This is a genomic window from Microcoleus sp. B4-C1 (assembly GCF_036705285.1).
Lineage (GTDB): Bacteria > Cyanobacteriota > Cyanobacteriia > Cyanobacteriales > Microcoleaceae > Microcoleus.
On record NZ_JAUBUC010000071.1, the window covers coordinates 4994 to 26908 of the forward strand.

The following is a 21915-nucleotide window of genomic DNA, read 5'->3' on the forward strand; positions in this document are numbered from 1 at the left end:
ATTTTCAATAACAGGCAGGATGCCTGTTCCACAAGAGAATTGATTGTGTGTGGAACAGGCATCTTGCCTGTTGCTAATTTTCAATAACAGGCAGGATGCCTGTTCCACAAGAGAATTGATTGTGTGTGGAACAGGCATCTTGCCTGTTGCTAACTTTCAATAACAGGCAGGAGGCCTGTTCCACAAGAAGACTTATTATTTGTGGAACAGGCATCTTGCCTGTTGCTAATTTTCAATAACAGGCAGGAGGCCTGTTCCACAAGAAGACTTATTATTTGTGGAACAGGCATCTTGCCTGTTCCTAACTTTCAATAACAGGCAAGATGCCTGTTCCACAAGAAGACTTATTATTTGTGGAACAGGCATCTTGCCTGTTGCTAATTTTCAATAACAGGCAGGATGCCTGTTCCACAAGAAAATGGATTATTTGTGGAACAGGCATCTTGCCTGTTCCTAACTATTCGGCAACTACAAACTGTTACCTGCTAGCGCCGGACGAGACTCTTTTTTGCGAAATTGCAAAGAGTTATTTTCACAGTCGATCGCAATTGTATCACCCTCCACAAACGCATTTTCCAGAATCTTGTTAGCCAGCGGGTTTTCCAACTCCCGCTGGATAGCGCGTTTCAAGGGACGAGCGCCGTAAACCGGGTCGTAACCGACATCTGTGATATGGTTTTTCGCCGCATCCGACAGTTCCAAAGTGATTTTTTGCTCGGCCAACAAACGCTCGATCCGCTTCACTTGGATACTGACAATTTGCCGCAGTTCGACCTTGCTCAAAGTGTGGAACAAAATTGTCTCGTCCACCCGCTGAAGAAATTCCGGCCGGAAGTGCGATCGCAGCGCTGTCATCACCCGTTTTAACATCTGTTCGTACTCTTGGTCTGTCTCCCGTTCTTGAGTCAATAAATTTTCATTTTCGCTCTTGTTTTCAGTCTTGTTTTCACTCTTAGTTACAGTATCAACATCAACTCGCTGGGCCGACACCTCAACAGTACCATCGGCCGCCACTTTATAATCTGTCTTTTGACTTGACAAATCTTTCGTTTCCTGCTTCCGACTAGCAGGTTTTTTGACGGTTTTTTCCTTCTTAGTAAACACGTCTAAAATGTGGTCGCTGCCGATATTGCTGGTCATCACAATTACGGTATTTTTAAAGTCAACCACTCGACCTTGAGAATCGGTAATTCTGCCGTCATCCAACACTTGCAACAAAATGTTAAATATATCGGGGTGCGCCTTTTCAACTTCGTCAAACAGCACTACCGAATAAGGATGTCTCCGCACTGCTTCGGAAAGTTGTCCCCCTTCATCGTAACCGACATATCCGGGAGGAGCTCCTACCAACCGGGAAACGTTTTGCTTCTCCATGTATTCCGACATATCGATGCGGATCATCGCATCATCGCTGTCAAACAAAAACTCCGCCAACGCCCGCGCTAACTCAGTTTTACCGACGCCTGTGGGGCCCATAAACAAGAAAGAGCCGATCGGCCTCCCCGGATCTTTCATACCCGCCCTAGCGCGCCGAATTGCCGCCGCCACGGCTGTTACAGCTTCCTCTTGACCGATGACTTTTTGGTGCAAGTGTTTTTCCAATTGCAGCAATTTTTGGCGTTCTGATTCCAACAATCGGTTAACCGGAATGCCCGTCCATTTGGCGACAATTTCCGCAATATCGCCCTCAGTAACTTTTTCCCGCAGCAGGGAAGAACCTTGAGCTTGCTGTTTCAAAAGTTCCGCTTCTTTCGCTTCGCGATCGCGCACAGCAGTTTCCAATTTCCCATACTTTAACTGTGCGGCTTTATTCAAATCGTAAGCCCTTTCTGCTTGTTCGATTTGCACTCGCAATTGGTCTTCTTCTGCTTTCAATTTATTGATTGCATCCAACAACTGCTTTTCGCCCAACCACTGAGAGGACAATTTTTCCTGCTTGACTTTTAAGATGTCAATCTCCGATGTGATGCGTTCGACGCGGAAGCCGAGCCCAGGGGCGAGAGCACCTTTTCCTTCGCCTTCGATCGACAATTTTTCCATTTCCAACTGCATCACCCTGCGGTCAATGCCTTCCAATTCCACAGGTTTAGAGGTAATCTCCATTTTCAAGTGGGCGGCCGCTTCATCTACCAGGTCGATCGCCTTATCCGGCAAAAAGCGATCGGAAATATAGCGAAAAGACAAAGTTGCAGCAGCTACCAGGGCCGAATCAGTAATTTTTACCCCGTGGTGGCGTTCGTAACGGTCTTTCAATCCGCGCAAAATCGAAACAGTATCTTCCACGCTGGGTTCGCCGACAAATACTTGTTGAAAGCGGCGTTCCAAGGCAGGATCTTTTTCAATATTCTTGCGGAATTCGTCGAGAGTTGTTGCGCCGATGCAGCGCAATTCGCCTCTCGCCAACATGGGTTTTAACAAATTTCCCGCATCCATTCCCGAACCGGAACTGCCACCGCCGCCAGTGCCAACAACGGTGTGCAATTCGTCAATAAATAAGACAATTTGCCCGTCAGAATCGATGACTTCCCGCAATACAGACCGCAATCGTTCTTCAAATTCGCCCCGGAATTTTGCCCCAGCAATTAAACTGCCCATGTCGAGGCTAAATAGCTGGCGATTTTTCAAAGATTCCGGTACGTCGCCGTTGACAATTCGCTGGGCTAAACCTTCGGCGATCGCAGTTTTTCCGACTCCGGGATCGCCAATTAACACCGGATTGTTTTTTTGGCGGCGGGAAAGAACTTGTACCACGCGGCGGATTTCCTCGTCGCGGCCGATTACTGGGTCGAGTTTGCCGGCTTTGGCGGCTTCTGTCAAATCGCGGCCGTACTTGCTGAGGGCGTCGGAGTTAGCTTCGCCATCTTGATCTTGGGCTTTAGCGTTGCTGCGGCTGCCTTTCCCGGTTTCGGAATTTTTTTCTTGGGCTTTAGCAGTGGCGCGGAAAGATTTGATGGCTTCTTCGAGTTTTGGTCGATCGAGTGTACCTGCTGGGGGTTTGCGATCGTAACCGGGGCGACCAGGCGGGCCGTCGCCTTTTGTCAGCAACCTGCGGCCGACTCGTTCGTCTTCTACTAAGCCAATTAATAAATGTTCAACGGCGATAAAATTATCTTGCCAAGTCGCCCTGGTGGCCTCGGCAACATCTAACATCACTTCTAAGCCGCGACCGAGGTATAGTTGGTCAGCGTTAGCCACTCTGGGCTGTCGTTTGGCAAAAGCATCTAACTGCTGGGCCAAGCGGGTGGCATCTACCCCAGCCAAGCTGAGAATGGTGTTTGCTAAGCCAAGCTGTTCGAGAAGGGCGATGGCTAAATGTTCAACCTCTAGCTGCTGATTGGCAAAGCGGCGGGCTACATCCTGGGATTTGACAATGGCTTCCCAGGCTTGATCTGTAAATTTGCTAGGGTCTGTTGGCTGCACGTTGGTTCCTCGCAATCAAGGGGATTCCTGTTGTTATCAGTTAATACATCGTCTCATAACCATCATAATCTTTAAACAGGATTATGAATTTATGAGTGCGGTTAACTAAGGCGGAAGTTGTGAAATAATTGACAAGATTGAAAAAGCTTACAGTCCGTAATCCACCCCGAAATTTGCTGCGGTGAGACTCACATCTTGCGCGATTCTCCAGAACGGGCAAGATGCCCGTTCCACAAAAGATAAATTTTCTTGTGGAACAGGCATCTTGCCTGTTCATAAAAGGCTAACTGACAATGGTGCAACATATGAGTTCAGACCGACTAGGGCGATTTCCTTCGGGATAGGTTCGCTGGCCGTACTTATAAAAATATTGCCAGAAACAAGATTTTTTATCGGCTGAGATTTATGCTATTTCCCACTTACCAATTTTTAGTATTTTTCCTAGTTATTTTTAGCCTGATCGTCTCTGTGAAACCCCAAGTCGATTTGTATAAAATTGTCTTGTTAGTTTCCAGTTTATTATTTTATTCCTTTTGGAGTTTTGACTTTCTCTTGCTCCTGATTTTCTCTACAGTCTACAATTATATCATTCTCCGGGTGCTCTGCAAGAGTAAATATAAAAAATTTGCTTTAATCTCCGGTCTAATTTTCAACATTGGCTATCTCGGCATCTTTAAATATTACAACTTCTTTGTAACTTCCTTATTTGAGGTACTGAATCAGCTACAAATTCCCGCCGACTTTCCAGTTTTGCAAATAATCGCCCCCGTCGGCGTGTCTTTCTACACTTTTAGAATAATTTCCCATTTAATCGACTGCTACCAGCAAAAAATCCCTTGTCCGAATTTTGTAGACTATGCCGCCTACATTACCTATTTTCCGCAAATTGCCTCCGGGCCAATCTCGCGAGCTCGCGAATTTTACTGGCAGCTAAATTCACCGGAAAAATACGACTATAAAATTGAAGAAGTTATAGTTTTGATTTTGTCTGGACTCTTCAAAAAATATACTTTATCGAGCTTTTTGTTTAACTTCACTGACTTGCCATTCAAAGTCCCGCAGCAGTACAGCAGCATCGATTTAATCCTCGCGGCAATTTCCTATTCCTGTTTGATTTACGTAGATTTCAGCGGCTACTCGGATTTAGCCAACGGCATCTCCTGTTTGCTGGGTTTCAAACCCATTGCCAATTTTAATATGCCATACCGATCGCTCAGCCTGCAAGAATTTTGGAAAAGGTGGCACATCAGTCTTTCCGAGTGGCTGAGGGATTACGTTTACTTTCCCTTTGGCGGCAACAAATACGGCAAGTTGAGGAAGTACGTAAATCTACTGATGACAATGGCGATCGGTGGATTGTGGCACGGCGCAGGTTTAAACTTTATTTTCTGGGGAGCAATTCACGGTTTAGGATTAATTGTCAACCATTTATGTAAAGATATCCCCCAAGCTATCCACTTTAAATTAGACTATGCCTTTCCCAGATTTGCTAAATTTTGCAGTTGGTTGTTAACATTTACTTTTGTTACTTGTAGCTGGGTATTTTTTGGCACTCCCAACTGGGAAACTGCGGTGAGCTTTTTTGAAGGAATTATCCATCCTGTCGTCGCAACTTTTCAATTTAACTTCTGGCAATTGTATTTAGTAATTGCAGTCATTGGCGCGCTCAACTTGTGGGGCGATCGCATCTCCCAACTATTGCAAACCGTATTGTCATTAAAAAACATTTTCTTCCGGGTTGTCTTAGTTTCGCTGCTCGTCTATACTATCTTGATGTTGGGGCCGAGTACCGTTCCGCCTTTTATTTACTTTAATTTCTAAGACATATGAAAGACCGGGAAATTTTGCTGATTGTTACTTCTGTAATTCTCACTTTAATCTTTTCAAACTTATCATTATTTCTCAAAAGCTTTGCTTCAACTCCTTTCGCAAGTCCAGAAATTAAACAAGCCGCGCGCCAGATAAAAATAGACGGTTTCCGAAAATCCGAACAAGATTTTTGGAGCAAAATTAAAGATATCAACTTCGATAACCTCCCCAAAGAATCAGAACTTCCTCCTGTCCAAACCGAAACAAAAACTGCCGTTCAACCCCCTAAGCCTGCCACTGCTAAAAAACCAACTCAAGGGAAAAAAACAACCCCAGCTAAACCCAAACTGACCATACCTTATCGCAGATTTTTATTTATTGGAGATTCCGTAATGTTCGACTTAGGAATTCAACTCCAGTACACTCTTAAGAAAAAATACAATATCGCCGATACCAAAATAGACTACAAGGTCTCGACTGGATTAAATCGGATAGATTATTATGACTGGTATGCCAGAACTAGACAAAATCTTAATAATTACCAGCCGGATGTAGTGATAGTTTTGTTTGGAGCCAATGACCGTCAAAATATTATAGATTCTCAAGGAAAAGCCCGGGCTGTTATGAGCAAAGAATGGCAAAAAACTTATCAAGAAAGAGTTGAAAAATATGCCAATTTACTGGATTCGTCATCCGTGAGAAAAGTGTATTGGGTCGGTCAATCGATGCCCAACAAATCTTCCTATCTCAAAGCTTTTCCCATCATGAACAATATTTATAAGACTGCCAGTAAATCTTCATCAAAAATCGAATTTATTTCTACTTGGGAGACATTTGGACAAGGCGGAAAATTTGTTCCAGTAGTTGCTAATAAATCGGGTAAGCGAGGCTATGTAAAAAATAATGACGGCTTGCACTTTACCTCCCACGGAGCTCAAATTATCAGCGACTTAATCGTTGACAAAATGGTGAGCGACAAAATCTTAAAAGCTCCGACCAAGAAATGACGAGAGTAGGTTGGTTTTTGTGACTCAACTCAACCAAATTTTTTGACATTTCACCGATTAATGCAAGATAATATATTTAGTTTGGGACGCACATTGGTCTCGATCAACTAGGTTTATAGGGAAAATCTAGGATTGAGTTATAATAAATTTACTCATGAAACCGGGTTTATAACTCCCTATGCGTCCAGGACTAATATTGACAAAAAGCCACAGTAAATGTAATGCTGAATTCAGCATCCAACAACGGCCTCCATATCTAGCAATTGTCATGGCGACAAATTATGACGAGCAATATGTGGAAACTCGATCGCACTAACATCCCTGAGTCAATGGGGTGCAGTGGCACAGCGCTAATCTTCACTCTCACTAAATATACTCAACCTTGGCAAAGAATAAACCTAGTTGAAAAAATCCTGCAACAGTGCGGCATCGAGCCTTTTGCTGAAGTTTTGGGCGTACCCAACAGCGGAATATTCAGAGAAAATATACCGGAATCCGTCAGAAAACCGCATCCGAATTTGCTGTTTCGCGCTTTGGCAATTCAAGCATTGGGGAAGGTGCGAGAGGGGCTGATATCAAGTGAGAGAACGGCTAGAGCAAGTAATTTTAACAAAAATCTGCTGGCGGCGTTAGAACAGGAAGCACGAGGGGGCTCGACTCCTTTAATTCGGTGGTCTGCTGCTGTTAGTATTAAGTCAATGTGGTTGGATGAAGTAGGCCAACAACAAGGCAAGGAAGGTGCTGTCAATTCCACAATCAATGCAGGGGAAATTGAGCGGCTGGTTGTAGAAGAGCAAATTCAACTATTAGCAAGCAACAAATTTGCTTTGGACGACAGCAGCAGAAATGACAGCGGTAAGGAATATGAGAATTGTCTCGATTTTTGGGTGTACGGCCCTAGCTGGCTGCTGCCGAGCCTGCCAATGGATTGCGAGGAATATCTGTTTTGGATCGATCGAGTATTTGCTGCGATCGCACTTAGGGGCCCGTACAAATTGAAGGCCGACAACGATGCAGCGGTAACAAACTTTTTGGAAGTTGCGGAAAAGAATTTTAATGACTTAGAATTCTCCCAAATAATTGCCAAAATTTTTGATTTCCTGCACCACCCGGAAGCGAAAGTCAAAAATCTAGCTGCCATTATTTTAGCACCCTACAAAGACAAGCTGGAGCAAAAATCGGCGCAGATTCTGACAGCGATCCTATATAAATTTCAGGTAAAATATAAGCCTTTACAATCCCTGACTCTTCCCGAAATTGAGGAGTACAAAGCGTCACTGTATTTCGGTAAAATGGAAATTGACGACTTGTATTGTGAGGCTTTGGCGCTGTGCGGCGAGCGGGATGTCGAACTCGCAAGTTTGTTGTCAGCTAAACAAAAGGAATACCAAAATACTGTAGATGAGCAGATCAACAATCTCAGCAAGTTAGTTAAGTCGATCGTAGATTGCCAGAGCTTGTTAGATGCAAATAGGGAACTTTTGTATTTGACTATAGAGCGGCTGCAAAAATGGGATTACACCCTAGGTCATAAACTGTCTGTGCACCGCAATAAACTCCAAAATCTCAGTTTTGACAAAAGCACATCCGAGCAGTGCATAAACCTCGACAACGAGCTAAATTCTCTCAGAGATTCTTTGCAATATACTTTGTATGAAGTCACATCCAAAATTAACAGCCTAATTAGAGATTTAGAACTTTCTGTGTCTAAAAATCACAAGACTGCAACAGATATCTTTAAATGGACATGGGTATTGTTCGGGGTGTGGTTTTCAGTAGGGCTGCTCTTGTATTTATCGGATTCAGTGATTAACTCGCTGTTTACCGTCAGCTACACAAGCGAATTTCTAGTTTGTTGGAATATTTTATTTAGTGTAATGCTGGTATTTTTGTTAGTATTAGCTATATTTTTTTCGGCGATCGCTGCTTTAGACAAGCGCCGAGAATCTAAATTAATTCCTAAATTTGATAGCTTAAGCCAAATAGGGAGCAGTTTTTCTGTCTTGTGGCAAAAAATATATTTGCAGCAGTTTGTACCGTCGGTGCGATCGCATTAAAAGTGTTAAAAACCCCCTAAATCCCCTCAGTAGGGTGCGTCAGAGAAAGAGTTTCAACTTAACTCAAAAAAATTGTTTCTGACGCACCCTACCAGGACTAGAGGACGAACTCTAAGATGCGGTTGTTGCTGCTACTTTCTGAGTGTTGCTACCTTGATTTTCCAGTTGAATTAATTCAACTTTATATCCATCTGGGTCTTGCACAAAAGCGATGACTGTTGAACCGTGCTTCATCGGGCCGGGTTCCCGACTAACTTTACCGCCACGAGCTTTGATTTCTTCGCAAGTACCGTAAATGTCGTCAACGCCGATCGCAATATGACCGTAAGCATCCCCTAAATTGTACTGTTCGACGCCCCAGTTGTATGTTAATTCCAAAACTGTAGTGTCGGATTCATCGCCGTAGCCCACAAAAGCCAGAGTAAATTTACCGTCTGGATAGTCCTTTTGCCGCAGCAATTTCATGCCCAGAACCTCAGTGTAAAATTTGAGGGACTCTTCCAGGTTGCCGACTCGGAGCATCGTGTGTAGTAGTTGCATTTAGCTCACTCCAAATTTTTTAAGCTTTAATCTATTTTAGCGATTTATTGCTGAAAAAACTCGCGCCTCAACCGTCGCAATTGCCGCAGGTTGACAACTGTCTATTTGATTTAGCTTTGTACTTCCACCACACCCCGAAACATATTCATGCCGCAAGTAAATAGGTATCGTCCAGGTTTTTGAGGGGTGAATTCAACAGCCGTTACCTGATTTAGAGGCAATTCTCGCACAATGTGAAAATCTGGTAACAACACTTTTTCAAGACAACTGTTGGGGTCGCGCCTCAAGAAATTGAGCCTGACTAATTGACCTGCTTTCACAACTACAGTGGCAGGATCATAACCCCCGTCTACAGTAATATTCAACTCTTGTATACCCTGAATAGATTCAGCTTGCTGCCCTTTAGATTTACTGAACAAAAACCACCACAATTCTAAACCTATTAATGTCAAACCACCTATTGTGACGCCAACTTTTAAACCTAGTGGCTGTTCAATGCTGCGGAATTGAGTCGTTGAAGTAGAATGCTGGACGGACATTTCTGAAGCTTGAACTCCCGATGCAATTCCTATCACAAGTCCTAAACTCGCGAGACTTCCCCAAATTTGACTAGGCTGTAACATTTTTCTAATTCCTCCAAATTTATGCACTAGATTTGGCGTGAAAATTCCGCAATCGCAAAGCATTAGTAACTACAGAGACTGAACTGAAAGCCATTGCTGCACCGGCGATAATTGGATTTAGCAGCCAGCCAAAAATGGGGTACAAAATGCCCGCCGCGATCGGGATTCCAGCGATGTTGTAAATAAACGCAAAAAACAGATTTTCGCGGATGTTCCGCATGGTGGCGCGGGAAAGTTTAATTGCTGTAACTATGCCTTGCAAATCGCCTGAAATTAAGGTAATGTCGCTGGCGGCGATCGCCACATCGGTGCCGGTGCCGATCGCAATTCCCACGTCTGCTAAGGCCAAAGCTGGTGCATCGTTAATCCCGTCTCCCACCATCGCGACAATTTTTCCTCCCCGTTGCAGGGCTTGAATTTGAGCTGCTTTTTGGTCGGGTCTAACTTCGGCAAAAACGCGAGTAATGCCCACGGATTGGGCGATCGACTCCGCAGTCGCGCGATTATCCCCAGTCAACATCGCCACCTCTAAACCGAGTTTTTGAAGTGCTTTAACCGCCTGCGCGGACGATGGTTTGAGGGCATCAGCAATGCCCAGAATTGCCTCTATTTTGCCTGCTACAGCCATCCAAACAACCGTTTTGCTCGCAGCTTCCAAAGCTCTCGCGCGCAGTTCCAGATATTCAGTATCGCAGCCTAGTTCCTGCATCCACCTCAGCGTTCCCAGGGCGATCGACTTTCCGCCTACAACCCCGCGCACGCCACTCCCGGCGATCGCCTCAAAATCCTTAACATCCGTCAAATTAACCTCTTGAGATTGAGCGTATCTAACAACAGCTTCCCCCAAAGGATGCTCCGAATTTCGCTCTACAGACGCCGCCAATTGCAGCAACTTTAACTCATTGCTATTCTCCGTTCCTTTAATTGTCACAAAATCAGTTACAGTCGGCTTGCCTTCAGTAAGAGTTCCAGTTTTATCTAACACGATAATTTGGATTTTATGAGCCAATTCTAAACTCTCGGCTCCTTTAATTAAAATCCCATTTTCTGCACCTTTCCCAGTTCCCACCATCACAGCAGTCGGAGTCGCCAAACCCAAAGCACAGGGACAGGCAATAATCAGCACTTCCACCATTGTCACTGTGGCTAGAGTGAAGTTTCCCGTCGCGTTAAACCAGATAATGAAAGTAGCTAAAGCGACGGCAATTACTACAGGAACAAACCAACCAGTCACTTGGTCTGCTAACTTTTGGATCGGTGCTTTTGACCCCTGTGCGTCCTGCACCATCTTGACAATTTGAGCTAAAAATGTATCTTTGCCAACTCTTGTCGCCCGAAACTTGAAGCTGCCAGTTTTATTAATTGTGGCTCCGATAACTTCGTCGCCAAGCTGCTTTTTGACAGCCAAACTTTCTCCCGTAACCATTGCTTCGTCTACCGTCGAAGCCCCCTCAATTACCTCTCCATCTACGGGGATTTGCTCTCCCGGCCGCACCTGCACGATGTCGCCAATTTCCACTTGGGCGATCGGCACTTCCAACTCTTCCCCGTTGCGAATTATTCGAGCAGTTTTTGCTTGCAAACCCATGAGTTTGCGAATGGCTTCGGAAGTCTCTCCCTTCGCCCGATTTTCTATGGTTTTCCCCAACAAAATTAAGGCAATAACGCTGGCGGCAACTTCGTAGTAAACGCCAGAATTTAAACCTTGGGCTGTGAATAAACCTGGGAAAAATGTCACAAATACAGAATAAAAGTAAGCAGCACTTGTACCCAAGGCAATCAGAGTATCCATTGTCGCCACCCGCCGTTTTAGGGATTTCCAAGCTCCCACATAAAACGATTTCCCGCACCAAAATTGTACGGGGGATGTCAGGACTAATTGCAGCCAATAATTGTGCAGCCATGCGGGAATAAATGGCAGGTGCAAGCCGGTCATCGCTGGAATAGAACCCACCACTAGCAGGATGCTGATGATACCTGCTGTCCAGAGTTTCCGCTGCAAGGTTTGAGATTCAGATTTGCGATCGGCTTGTTCGGAATCATCCTCTGGTCCCGCCATTTCTTGAAGCGGCAAAGCTTCGTATCCCGCATCATCAACAGCAGATTGAATTGTTTCTAACTCGGTTTGCTTGGAGTCGTATTGGATGGTTGCTTGTTCCATCCCAAAATTGACATGACACTCAATTACGCCGGGAACAGATTGGATTGCTTGTTCGATAGATGAAGCACAAGAAGCACAACTCATGCCCCGCAATTTAAGTGTGAGATTGTCCATAGATGCCCTCCTCAATGAGACATTTACCCTTTGTCTTTAAATAGTTGGATAGCCAGCAGATGCGATCGCTTTCCTAACTTCACTTTCTGACTTAGCGGTTTGAATCGTGACCAATTTTGTCTTGAGATCGGCCTCAACCGTTGAGGCTGAGTCAATAGCTTGGACTGCTTTTGTGATTGTAGTCGCACAAGCAGAACAAGCCATCTTAGGAACTTTTAGCTGTAAAGTCATAATTTGAACCTCAGCAGAAACTATTCTGCTCAATAAATGAATTAACTCCATTGTAAAGTCTCCAGTACACTGGAGAGTCAAGGGGAATTGCAAAATAAATCAGGAATTATGAAAAAAGTGGTTTGACACCCTACCCATAGGGGTAAGGCGCGGACTGTGTACCCTACATAATTAGGTTCAAGTGAGTTCTGTAAATCTTAACTTTGAGTGCGATCGACGGCACAGAAATAATTCTTTACAAGTTTGCAGCAAAAATTTCATCCTAATTTCATTTATATGTGAAAAACTGAAGAGAAATGGCCAGTTTAAGGATATAAGCTCTATGAAACCAATTTCATTGAAAACAGGCTTTGCAGCGCTGACGTTGACCGCCACAGCCGCTTTAACCAGTGGAGTGCTTGCAGCTTGTTCAAATGCCCCTTCCAGTGAAACTCCCGCCCCAAATGTTACGGCTGCAACCGAAGCAAACAACAAGCAAGACGTGGTACAAGGCGGTGGGATGGGTGGCATGAATCATGGCATGAATCATGGCATGAATCACGATATGTCAATGGATTTAGGCCCTGCTGATGCCGACTACGATTTGCGATTTATTGATGGCATGACAGTACACCATCAAGGTGCTGTAAACATGGCTCAAGATGTGCTTAAACAATCCAAACGCCCGGAAATGAAAAAACTTGCCACTGATATAATTGCTGCTCAAAACCGCGAAATAAATCAAATGAAAGAGTGGCGAAAAACTTGGTATCCCAAAGCCAGCAGTACGCCGATGGCTTATCACGCTCCCATGGGTCACATGATGGCAATGACTCCCGAACAAATGCAAAGCATGATGATGAGCATGGATTTAGGGGCCGCTGACGACCAATTTGACTTGCGATTTATCAATGCGATGATTCCTCACCACGAAGGAGCTTTAGTGATGGCTGAAGATGTTTTGAAGAAGTCGAAACGGCCGGAAATGAAGAAATTAGCTCAAGAAATTCTGACTTCGCAAAAGCAAGAAATTGAGCAAATGAAACAGTGGCGGCAAGCTTGGTACAAACAGTAATTTAGCTCACATCAACAAAACGTGACCCAACTCCAGAAAATGAGTGACATTAATCACAGTAGCTCAAGAGTTCCGAAAATACTTGCTTCACAAAAGCAAGTAATTGAACAAAGGAAAAAGTGGCGACAACCTTGGTAGACAAAGTAATATAGCTCGACTGTGGCTGTCAGCATTTGTCTGACTCCACCTCAGTTTCTTGAGAGTACCTACACATACTGTAGATAATGGAGCCGCCCTACCTCTAAAGTAGTAGAAACTTACGTAAGAATACTGTAGACAATTGCTCATCTCTACCTCTAAAGTAGTAGGTAAGTCAGTAAAAAGCTATATGGATAGAGAGGGTAGTGTATGATATTGAATAGCTTGGAATTAAACACCACTTATAAGTCAAATGCAGCCGTAGATGAGCTACTGAGCGCATTGACAAAAGAAATTGCAGCGCCAGCAGAGATAAAAAAACCTGAAAAAAATCTACAGCATAATCGCTTGTCATTAGGCAAAACTTATCTTCATATTTTAGAATCTGGTGGGCATCTGGGCTGCTGAGGCGAAATTTCATCCTAATTTCATTTGACCCTGAAATACTAGGTTGAGTAGAGCATTTCTAGCTCTTGGTCATTGCTTAGCGGTCGCTTCTTGGAAAATGCTAATAAGTAACTTTACTTAATGGGTATCACTTACTTACCTTGGCAAAATACCAACTGCTAAACCTGTGGCACTCAACCTGATTTCAAGGACAATGCCAACGATGATATTTCACAAATATGCTCAATCTCCGGCCATTATTAGCAGCTTTTCTGGAATTTTGTTCAGCCTAATTTTGCTAAGTTCTCCGGCTGTCGTTTTGGCACACGCGGGACACGGAGATGAATTTCACCAAAGCGGCGAAACAACTCAAACTCCTGCTGCTATTTCTGTCGATGCGGAAACATCGAAGCGGATCGGAATTAAAGTTGAGTCAGTGAAAGCTCAGCGATTGGCTGTGGGCATTAAAACTACCGGACAAATTGAGACTTTACCCAACCAAAAAGTTGAAGTTCGGGCTCCCGTCAGCGGCACAGCGGTTGAGTTGCTAGTCAAACCGGGTGACAAAGTATCAAAAGGTCAACCTGTTGCTGTTTTATCGAGTGCGGAATTAGGGCAATTGCGCGTGGAATCGATCGCAAAACGAGCTGAAGCAGAAGGCGATTTGCAGCAGGCGCAGGCTGACTTTAAGTTAGCTCAAGAAAATTACGATCGCCAAAGTCAAATATCCGCAGCAGAAATCGCCCAAGCCCAAACCCAATTGGCAGCGGTAACTAAGCAGTACCAGCAAGAACAAGAATTAGTAAATAATCGTTCCGTGGTGCAAGCCGCTCAAGAAAACTATCAGCGTCAAGTTGAAATAGCGCAAGCAGAAATAGCGCGGGCAGAAACTGAACTGACAGTGGCTAAAGAACAGTTCGATCGCGACAAAGAATTAGTGGCATCAGGGGCGATCGCGCGGCGCACAATGCTGGAATCGCAAGCCCACTTCGCCGAAGCACAAGCCGCTCTTGCTAAGGCAAAAAGCCGTCCTGAAGTTATCAAAGCCCAAACCGAAATTAAACAAGCCGAAGTAGACCTGCCGATGCGGGAATTGCGGGAATCTCAAGGCAGAGTAGCAGACGCAAAAGCTCAACTTACCAGAGCTCTGAGTCGCCGGGAAGTCCTAGAAGCCGAGAACCAACTCAAACGCGGCAAAACTGCCGTCGAAGTCGCTCAGTCGCGCATTCGCTTGGCTGATGCAGCCTATCAAGCGCGACTGCAACAATTAGGAACTGTTGCCAACGATCGAGGACTCGTTACCGTAGTTGCTCCGATTTCGGGGACGGTAGCCGATCGCGAAATCACCCCCGGAGAATCAGTAAACTCGGCGGAAAAACCGCTGATGAGTATCTTAAACGACAGCAGCGTTTTTGCCACAGCAAATATTTACGAAAAAGACCTGAATCAAATCCAGTCAGGTCAAAAAGTAATGGTAAAAATTGCTAGTTTCCCTAACCGCACTTTCACCGGAATAATTAACTTAATTGGCTCTGTGGTAGAAGGTGAAAACCGGGCTATTCCTGTCAAAGCGGAAATTGATAATAGTGATGGTGTCCTCAAACCGAATATGTTTGCCGAATTAGAAATATTAACCAGTCGAACTACAACACCAGTTCTGGCAATTCCTACCTCAGCCATTGTAGAAGCTAATGGGAAGCAGTTGGTTTACCTGCAAAATGGCAATGCTTTTCAAGCAGTTGAAGTTACTTTAGGTAATACTTCCGCGGATTTAATAGAGGTTAAAAGTGGTTTATTTGAGGGAGATTTAATAGTGACTCAACGCGCTCCTCAACTTTATGCTCAATCTTTGCGAGGTGATAGTAAACATTCAGAATCGGAGGAAAAAACGGCATTAACTCCAAATGGAATAGAGGCTAGTTTTAATAGTTTTCCAATGCCTCTATGGTTGGCGGGAGTAGCAGGAGGAACAATCTTATGTACTGTAGCTTTCTTAGTTGGGGTTGTGGCTGGTCGCCGCAAGAGCGATCGGAAAGTGGTGGGAACTAATAAAGTGTGACCATTAGCCTTAACTTTAATAAACATAGTTTCGGCGAATAATCCGCTTTTGATCCTAATTTTATATTCTGATTTCAAAGTAGCTCAAATAATAATTACCACTATTTCACTTCATGCTCAACTCAATCCTCAAATGGTCGATCGCTCAACGTTGGCTAGTTGTAATCGCTGCAATAATAGTCACTTTTTTGGGTAGTTATAATTTAACTATAATGCCCCTTGATGTTTTTCCTAATTTTGCCCCGCCTCAAGTAGAAATTCAAACAGAAGCTTCTGGATTGGCCCCTGAAGAAGTAGAGTCTTTAATCACTTTACCAATTGAGAGCGCAGTCAATGGAACTCCGGGGGTAGAAACCGTGCGCTCCTCTTCGGCGGTAGGTATTTCAGTTGTTCGAGTAATTTTCAAAGCCGATACAGATATTTATCAAGCGAGACAATTAGTTGCTGAACGTTTACAGCAAACCCGATCCAAGTTGCCTCAAGGTGTTGAAGAACCACAAATCTCTCCTGTATCTTCTCCGATTGCCACAATTTTAATGTATGCCTTCACCCTAAAAGCAGAAGGAAAGGAGCCAAATACTGATTTAATGGAAGTGCGACGGTTAGTCGATCGAGATGTCACTAACAGATTACTTGCTGTGCAGGGAATATCACAAGTCATTGCCTATGGAGGTGATGTTAGAGAGTATCAAGTTTTAGTCGATCCAGTCAAATTAACTGCATTTAATATCTCTTTAGAAGATGTGACCAAAGCGGCACAGCAATCAAATACCAATGCGTCTGGGGGATTTTTGATTACACCCGATCGCGAAGAAATTATTCGTGGCGTAGGTCGGATTGAAACCATTGAAGAATTGGCAGAATCAGTAGTAATATCTAGGGATGGAAAACCCATCAAATTACGCGATGTGGCAGAGGTAAAATTAGGAGCAGCACTAGCTAGAGGAGATGGTAGTGTTAATGGTGAGAGAGGAGTGGTTTTACTGGTAAACAAGCAGCCTCAAATTGATACTCCAACTGTGACCAGAGCAGTTGAAAAAGCAATGGAGGAAGTGCAAGCCGGATTACCCCAGGATGTGAAAGTACAAGTAACTTTTCGCCAAGAAAGTTTTATTGATTCTGCTATTGAAAATGTGCGCGATTCCCTACGAGATGGCATCATTATTGTTTCAATAATCATGCTGATGTTTTTGATGAATTGGCGCACAACTCTCATCACTCTCAGCGCCATTCCCTTGTCGGTGCTGATAGGAATGTTGATTTTATCATGGTTTGGGGAAGGCATAAATACTATGACTCTTGGGGGATTGGCAGTAGCAATTGGTTCAGTTGTGGATGACTCAATTGTGGATATGGAAAACTGCTATCGGGGATTGCAGAAAAATCAAGTAGATGGCAAGCCTAAAGATGATTTTGAAATAGTTTATAGCACTTCGGTAGAGGTTCGCACCAGTGTAATTTTCTCTACCGTAATTATTGTTATTGTATTTGCGCCAATTTTTTCTTTAACAGGAGTAGAAGGGCGAATATTTACCCCAATGGGAGTGGCTTATTTAGTTTCTATTATGGCCTCTACTTTTGTAGCAATGACTCTTTCCCCTGCTCTTTGCGCTATCTTATTAGCAAATCGTCAATTGCCATCGGATGATACTTGGGTGTCGGCATTTAGCCAACGGCTTTATCGTCCTGCTTTGAATATGGCAATTAATCGTCCGAAATTCATCTTATTGCCAGCCATCGCTGCTTTTATTGCTTCATTAATTGTGCTTCCCTCACTAGGAAGAGTATTTTTACCGGAATTTCAAGAGCGATCTTTAGTTAATACAATGTTACTTTATCCTGGGAGTTCCCTGTCTGCTACTAATGATATGGGACTTTCAATGCAGAATGCTCTCAAAGATGACCCTCGATTTACAGCAGTACAATTGCGATCGGGACGTGCGCCCGGTGATGCTGATGCCGGAGGGGTAAATTTAGGACATTTGGATGTAGAACTGAGCGATATTGGCATTAAAAAGCGAGAAGAAAGTATTGCCAAAATTCGAGAGGAATTTAATAAATTACCGGGTGTGGCTACCAGCGTGGGAGGCTTTATTTCGCATCGTATGGATGAAGTGCTTTCAGGAGTGAGAAGTGCGATCGCAGTGAAAGTTTTTGGGCCTGATTTGACAGAATTAAGAGCGATTGGGAAGGAAGTGGAAACAGCTATGGGCGAGGTAAAAGGTATTGTTGATTTGCAGTTAGAACAACAAATTCCCATTCGTCAGTTACAGATTAAATTTGAGCGAGCTTCGGCTGCACGTTACGGACTTACCATTGGAAGTCTTACAGAAACTATAGAAACTGCCTTGAATGGGAAAGTAGTATCTCAAGTCCTTAAAGAACAGCAGTTATTTGATTTATTGGTGTGGTTGAAACCGGAAAGTCGCAGTAATCTTGATACTATTCGTAACTTATTAGTTGATACTCCTTCTGGGCAGAAGATCCCACTCGCACAAGTCGCAAAAATTGAATACGGTACTGGCCCTAATACCATCAACCGTGAAAATGTTTCCCGTTTATTGGTTGTGGCTGCGAATGTGTCAGGACGAGATTTACGCTCAGTTGTTAATGAAATTAAGACCAACGTACAACAGCAGGTAATCTTGCCTTCAGGTTATTTTATTCAGTATGGTGGACAATTTGAATCAGAAGAACGAGCTACCCAAAATATAATCCTATTTGGTAGCTTAGGAACAGTCATTATTGCGGTGCTGATGTACTTTGCTGTCCATTCTTTTGCAGGTGCGGTGATGATTATGATTAACTTACCCCTGGCATTAGTAGGAGGAATTTTCTCGATTGCGATCGGTGGTGGCATTATTTCTGTAGCTTCACTTGTGGGTTTTATCACCTTATTTGGTGTAGCGGTTCGTAACGGTTTGCTTTTGGTGGATAATTTCAATCAAAAACTAAGCAAGGGAATGCCTTTCAAGCAAGTAATTAAAGAAGGTGCGATGGAAAGATTGGTGGCGATTTTGATGACAGCTTTTACCTCTGCTTTAGGCATGGTTCCCCTGGTAGTTGGTACAGGCGCAGGCAAAGAAATTTTGCAACCTCTGGCGGTTGTGGTGTTGGGTGGATTGTTTACTTCTACAGCCTTAACTTTGTTAGTTTTGCCAGCTTTGTATGCTCAATTTGGGCATTTTTTACGACCTCAAAAACCTCAGCCCGTTATTGAAGACGGGAAGGTAGCTAATGTGTGATATTTTCTAATTATTGTCAGTCAGCAAGGAGTCAAACAAATGAAATCGCTTAAGTCAAATTTAATTGTTCTAGGTAGTGTCGGATTGCTGTTTTTGGGAGCTTGCAGTAACGATAACCAAGCAAGCGATCCAAATACCACTCCAGCATCCCCTCCTGTCGCCTCTCAACCTGCGTCTTCGCCTCCCGCCACTGCTCCTGGAAAAGCAACTCAAGGGGGGCAAGTTGTGGAGTCTGGAGCTTACCATTTAGAGTTTGTACCTTACAAAGAAGCTACCGGAACTCATTTAGATGTTTTTTTGCAAAAAGGAGAGAAAAAGGAACCAGTTGCTAACGCGAAAGTGACGGCTCAAGTGCAGTTGCCGAGTGGAAAGCAGCAAACCCTAGCTCTCAAGTATGATGCTGAGGGCAAACATTACGCTGTGTTGTTTCCCGGCAATGAACCCGGTCAGTATCCAGTGAAAGTGACTGCGGATATTAACGGAGAAAAAGTTGACGGTCGTTTTACCTTCAATCAATAGATGGCTGATTTCCTAATGCGCTCTAACTTATGGGCGCATTAATTATTAGCAACAAACAACTGCCTCTTGCATTTCCGCTAAAAAGCCGATCGCGTTTCGATCGCACTTAATTTCCTATTTCGTTACCTGAGTTTTTTTTTAACGGGAAAAACACTCGACCTGTCAGACTTTGGAAGTAGATGCCACCGACGGTAATTAAAAAGACGAAATAGGCGATCGCCTGCACGACATAGAGCTTCTCCGTGTAGCCAAACAACGCACTCAACAGCAAACCGGGAAACTTGTCTTCTGGAACCAGTTTCGAGGTATTCCAGACCATTGGGCCGAGAATGCAAGAGTGGATTTTAGTAAATCTTTCGTAATAGAAACACAGCGCGGCTGACTCGCGATTTGTTTGCGATAAAATATTCACCGCGCTGTCAAAAAGTCCCAATGTAGATACCACTAAACCCGCTACAATAAATAGCAAAAAAATACCCATATATTTGAAAAACAGGCGGATATTAATTTTGATTCCCCATTTAAACAGCAGGACACCCAGTGCGGTGGCTGAGAGAATGCCCGCCAAAGCCCCGATCGCCGGAATAATGCCTTGTTGAAACTTGGCGACGACAAACAAAACAGTTTCAAACCCTTCGCGTAAAACGGCAATCAAAACTAAACTAAATACGCCCCAACCGGCATGAGAATTTTGCGTTAAGGCAGCACTCACAGCACCTTCAACTTCGGCTTTCATAAATCGCGCTTGCTTAGTCATCCAAATCAGCATCCAGCTCAGCATTGCGATCGCTAAAACTCCAAAGGTTGCCTCTAGCAGCGACTCCATAATCGGTGCAAAAGGCTGATTGGATGCGGACAAAATTTGAATTGTCCAGCCGAACATTACACCTATCAAAGCGCTGGCAATAATTCCCACGCCAACTCCGCCGAAAACCCAAGGACTTAAATAACTTTGTCCTGATTTTTTGAGGCAAGCGAGAACGATGCCGACAACTAAGGCGGCTTCGACTCCTTCGCGGAGAGTAATTACAAAGGTGGGCAATGCTTCGCCAAAATTCATTTTTTCATGGTGGGAATGGGACTGGTTAAGGAGCGAGGTAATTGGCAGATTATTTACCAATTACCGCTCTTGATGAGAGTGATATTTTTAAGATGCGGGTTTGAGAACTTTTTGGCTGTCGCTTTCGATCTTTTTAACTAGCTGGTTGACTTGTTCGGTTGTTTTAACTGGGGCGGGGGGTGCGATCGCAGTTGGCCAATTTGTCTTAAGTTCATTCATGTTGGCAACAATTGCTTTGTCAATTTCGGGGCTAGTTTTAGCCACTTGCTCGGCAATATCTTTGTACAGCATTTCCGCGTACATGACAAAACCCCGCGAATCTTGGTATTCAATAATTGCGGAAATTTTGCCGTTAGCAACTGCGGCTCCGTATTCGGAATTAGCTGTATCTAGCAAGCCGTTAATCACTTGCAGCACGAATTTCGGATCTTTGCGCTGCGTTTCGGGAAGGGCGGCAATTGCTCCGTCAACTGCTTGCATTGATGTGTCAAATTCCGCCTTCACTTGAGCCGGATCTTTTGCACCCGCTTTAACTAAATCCTGCAATTTAATTAAAGTAGTCTTAAATTCGGGAATTTTACGCTCGTTTAGCTGATCTTCCACATCGGCATAAATTTCTTCGACTGGATGGCCGATGTGCGGTTCGGCTTGGTCGGGTTTGCCTTGATCCAAGAGTTCTTTTGCTACGATAAGATGCCCTTTCATCAAGCCGAGTTTAGTCATGTAGTCTACATCTCTGGGTTCGCCCGTCAGCACCACATTTTCAATAGTTACCAAGTCTTTGATTTGGTCGAATTGGGCTTGAGTAATGACATTTTTTGAAACCAATTCTTCGACTTTTCCGTAAGGGCGGCTGGCTTGAATCTTGTTAGAAAGTGCCGGTACTCCTAACTTGGCTTCGAGTTTATCTAACTCTGAAAGAATGGCTGTATTGATGTTGATGCCGCCTTGGCCGCCGTGATTCCCGCTGTGACCGCTTGTGGAGGCGGGACTGGCTGTGGCAACGGGTGAGACTGTGCTGTCGGTGTTGCTGGCTGTGGGGGAAGCGCAACCAGCGAGAGCAACGAGGATGGCTGTAGCCGTGGCTGTGGGTAATAAACGATATCTTGCAACATTGGCAACAACCCTGCTACGGGCGGGCGAGACGCCCACCCCACAAGAAAAGTCATTGTTTGTGGAACAGGCATCTTGCCTGTTCTTGGGGACGCCCACCCCACAAGAAAAGTCATTGTTTGTGGAACAGGCACCTTGCCTGTTCTTGGGGACGCCCACCCCACAAGAAAAGTCATTGTTTGTGGAACAGGCATCTTGCCTGTTCTTAAGAATGGTGCAAGATGTGAGTAATAAACGAAATGTTGATAACATGGCTGTTGCTAATTTTTACGTTATGTGCATTTGGACTCACAAGTTATTAAGAAAGATTCTCAATTATTTGCGAGCTATTCATTCTACCTATTTGCGATCGAGCTTGTCAAATAATTTCATACTTTAT

Annotated in this window: 17 protein-coding genes; 8 read left to right on the forward strand and 9 right to left on the reverse strand. The window is 44.1% G+C overall.

Annotation, left to right across the window (positions count from 1 at the left end; translation table 11 throughout):
• Nucleotides 1–149: 149 nt before the first annotated feature.
• Genes QUB26_RS23600 through QUB26_RS23610 form a run of 3 tightly spaced genes read right to left on the reverse strand, consistent with a single transcriptional unit; the run spans nucleotide 150 to nucleotide 3420 of the window.
• Nucleotides 150–290: a hypothetical protein gene (locus QUB26_RS23600; RefSeq protein ID WP_333302543.1), complete on the reverse strand. Its 141-nt coding sequence runs from the start codon at nucleotides 288–290 to the stop codon at nucleotides 150–152.
• An 11-nt stretch (nucleotides 291–301) separates the two neighbouring features.
• On the reverse strand, nucleotides 302–442 hold the full coding sequence (locus QUB26_RS23605; RefSeq protein ID WP_333302541.1) for a hypothetical protein: 141 nt from the start codon (nucleotides 440–442) through the stop codon (nucleotides 302–304).
• A gap of 26 nt (nucleotides 443–468) precedes the next feature.
• Nucleotides 469–3420 carry an AAA family ATPase gene (locus tag QUB26_RS23610; protein WP_333239883.1) on the reverse strand — a complete coding sequence of 984 codons (2952 nt, stop codon included), beginning with the start codon at nucleotides 3418–3420 and terminating at the stop codon, nucleotides 469–471.
• Between the two features lie 405 nt (nucleotides 3421–3825).
• Here QUB26_RS23610 and QUB26_RS23615 point away from each other — a divergent pair, with 405 nt between their 5' ends.
• The 3 genes from QUB26_RS23615 to QUB26_RS23625 all read left to right on the forward strand — a co-directional run bounded on the left by QUB26_RS23615 (nucleotide 3826) and on the right by QUB26_RS23625 (nucleotide 8293).
• Nucleotides 3826–5241: an MBOAT family O-acyltransferase gene (locus QUB26_RS23615; RefSeq protein WP_333239881.1), complete on the forward strand. Its 1416-nt coding sequence runs from the start codon at nucleotides 3826–3828 to the stop codon at nucleotides 5239–5241.
• A gap of 5 nt (nucleotides 5242–5246) precedes the next feature.
• Nucleotides 5247–6236, forward strand: a complete 990-nt coding sequence (locus QUB26_RS23620) for a DUF459 domain-containing protein (protein WP_333239880.1) — start codon at nucleotides 5247–5249, stop codon at nucleotides 6234–6236.
• A 281-nt stretch (nucleotides 6237–6517) separates the two neighbouring features.
• Complete coding sequence (locus QUB26_RS23625) at nucleotides 6518–8293, forward strand: hypothetical protein (RefSeq protein WP_333319967.1); 1776 nt, start codon at nucleotides 6518–6520, stop codon at nucleotides 8291–8293.
• A gap of 111 nt (nucleotides 8294–8404) precedes the next feature.
• On the opposite strand, the gene gloA is transcribed toward QUB26_RS23625, so the two are convergent.
• The 4 genes from gloA to QUB26_RS23645 form a co-directional block, all read right to left on the reverse strand.
• Entirely contained in the window at nucleotides 8405–8833 is a 429-nt protein-coding gene (gloA, locus tag QUB26_RS23630; protein ID WP_333239876.1) for a lactoylglutathione lyase, read from the reverse strand.
• Between the two features lie 110 nt (nucleotides 8834–8943).
• Nucleotides 8944–9456 carry a cupredoxin domain-containing protein gene (locus QUB26_RS23635; RefSeq protein WP_333239874.1) on the reverse strand — a complete coding sequence of 171 codons (513 nt, stop codon included), beginning with the start codon at nucleotides 9454–9456 and terminating at the stop codon, nucleotides 8944–8946.
• A gap of 19 nt (nucleotides 9457–9475) precedes the next feature.
• Nucleotides 9476–11731: a heavy metal translocating P-type ATPase gene (locus tag QUB26_RS23640; RefSeq protein WP_333319969.1), complete on the reverse strand. Its 2256-nt coding sequence runs from the start codon at nucleotides 11729–11731 to the stop codon at nucleotides 9476–9478.
• A 36-nt stretch (nucleotides 11732–11767) separates the two neighbouring features.
• Nucleotides 11768–11962: a heavy-metal-associated domain-containing protein gene (locus QUB26_RS23645; RefSeq protein WP_333072949.1), complete on the reverse strand. Its 195-nt coding sequence runs from the start codon at nucleotides 11960–11962 to the stop codon at nucleotides 11768–11770.
• 322 nt (nucleotides 11963–12284) lie between these two features.
• Here QUB26_RS23645 and QUB26_RS23650 point away from each other — a divergent pair, with 322 nt between their 5' ends.
• From QUB26_RS23650 to QUB26_RS23670, 5 genes are all read left to right on the forward strand, one after another.
• Nucleotides 12285–13016, forward strand: a complete 732-nt coding sequence (locus QUB26_RS23650) for a DUF305 domain-containing protein (RefSeq protein ID WP_333239870.1) — start codon at nucleotides 12285–12287, stop codon at nucleotides 13014–13016.
• 348 nt (nucleotides 13017–13364) lie between these two features.
• A complete protein-coding gene (locus QUB26_RS23655; RefSeq protein WP_333239868.1) occupies nucleotides 13365–13562 on the forward strand; it encodes a hypothetical protein in 198 nt (65 codons plus the stop codon).
• Nucleotides 13563–13764: 202 nt separating this feature from the next.
• On the forward strand, nucleotides 13765–15600 hold the full coding sequence (locus tag QUB26_RS23660; RefSeq protein WP_333239891.1) for an efflux RND transporter periplasmic adaptor subunit: 1836 nt from the start codon (nucleotides 13765–13767) through the stop codon (nucleotides 15598–15600).
• Nucleotides 15601–15712: 112 nt separating this feature from the next.
• A complete protein-coding gene (locus QUB26_RS23665; protein ID WP_333239866.1) occupies nucleotides 15713–18844 on the forward strand; it encodes an efflux RND transporter permease subunit in 3132 nt (1043 codons plus the stop codon).
• A gap of 39 nt (nucleotides 18845–18883) precedes the next feature.
• Nucleotides 18884–19363, forward strand: a complete 480-nt coding sequence (locus tag QUB26_RS23670) for a hypothetical protein (protein ID WP_333239864.1) — start codon at nucleotides 18884–18886, stop codon at nucleotides 19361–19363.
• Between the two features lie 106 nt (nucleotides 19364–19469).
• On the opposite strand, the gene QUB26_RS23675 is transcribed toward QUB26_RS23670, so the two are convergent.
• A complete protein-coding gene (locus QUB26_RS23675) occupies nucleotides 19470–20423 on the reverse strand; it encodes an FTR1 family protein (protein WP_333239862.1) in 954 nt (317 codons plus the stop codon).
• 87 nt (nucleotides 20424–20510) lie between these two features.
• Nucleotides 20511–21788, reverse strand: a complete 1278-nt coding sequence (locus tag QUB26_RS23680; RefSeq protein WP_333239859.1) for a helix-hairpin-helix domain-containing protein — start codon at nucleotides 21786–21788, stop codon at nucleotides 20511–20513.
• Between the last annotated feature and the right edge of the window lie 127 nt (nucleotides 21789–21915).

What these genes read in the sequence shown, in the direction of transcription:
- QUB26_RS23605 (WP_333302541.1), bottom strand. Translation starts at nt 442, where the DNA reads ATGCCTGTTCCACAAATAATCCATTTTCTTGTGGAACAGGCATCCTGC.
- QUB26_RS23600 (WP_333302543.1), bottom strand. Translation starts at nt 290, where the DNA reads ATGCCTGTTCCACAAATAATAAGTCTTCTTGTGGAACAGGCCTCCTGC.
- QUB26_RS23615 (WP_333239881.1), top strand. Translation starts at nt 3,826, where the DNA reads ATGCTATTTCCCACTTACCAATTTTTAGTATTTTTCCTAGTTATTTTT.
- QUB26_RS23650 (WP_333239870.1), top strand. Translation starts at nt 12,285, where the DNA reads ATGAAACCAATTTCATTGAAAACAGGCTTTGCAGCGCTGACGTTGACC.
- QUB26_RS23635 (WP_333239874.1), bottom strand. Translation starts at nt 9,456, where the DNA reads ATGTTACAGCCTAGTCAAATTTGGGGAAGTCTCGCGAGTTTAGGACTT.
- QUB26_RS23680 (WP_333239859.1), bottom strand. Translation starts at nt 21,788, where the DNA reads ATGTTATCAACATTTCGTTTATTACTCACATCTTGCACCATTCTTAAG.
- QUB26_RS23670 (WP_333239864.1), top strand. Translation starts at nt 18,884, where the DNA reads ATGAAATCGCTTAAGTCAAATTTAATTGTTCTAGGTAGTGTCGGATTG.
- QUB26_RS23625 (WP_333319967.1), top strand. Translation starts at nt 6,518, where the DNA reads ATGACGAGCAATATGTGGAAACTCGATCGCACTAACATCCCTGAGTCA.
- QUB26_RS23640 (WP_333319969.1), bottom strand. Translation starts at nt 11,731, where the DNA reads ATGGACAATCTCACACTTAAATTGCGGGGCATGAGTTGTGCTTCTTGT.
- QUB26_RS23655 (WP_333239868.1), top strand. Translation starts at nt 13,365, where the DNA reads ATGATATTGAATAGCTTGGAATTAAACACCACTTATAAGTCAAATGCA.
- gloA (WP_333239876.1), bottom strand. Translation starts at nt 8,833, where the DNA reads ATGCAACTACTACACACGATGCTCCGAGTCGGCAACCTGGAAGAGTCC.
- QUB26_RS23665 (WP_333239866.1), top strand. Translation starts at nt 15,713, where the DNA reads ATGCTCAACTCAATCCTCAAATGGTCGATCGCTCAACGTTGGCTAGTT.
- QUB26_RS23645 (WP_333072949.1), bottom strand. Translation starts at nt 11,962, where the DNA reads ATGACTTTACAGCTAAAAGTTCCTAAGATGGCTTGTTCTGCTTGTGCG.
- QUB26_RS23620 (WP_333239880.1), top strand. Translation starts at nt 5,247, where the DNA reads ATGAAAGACCGGGAAATTTTGCTGATTGTTACTTCTGTAATTCTCACT.
- QUB26_RS23675 (WP_333239862.1), bottom strand. Translation starts at nt 20,423, where the DNA reads ATGAATTTTGGCGAAGCATTGCCCACCTTTGTAATTACTCTCCGCGAA.
- QUB26_RS23660 (WP_333239891.1), top strand. Translation starts at nt 13,765, where the DNA reads ATGATATTTCACAAATATGCTCAATCTCCGGCCATTATTAGCAGCTTT.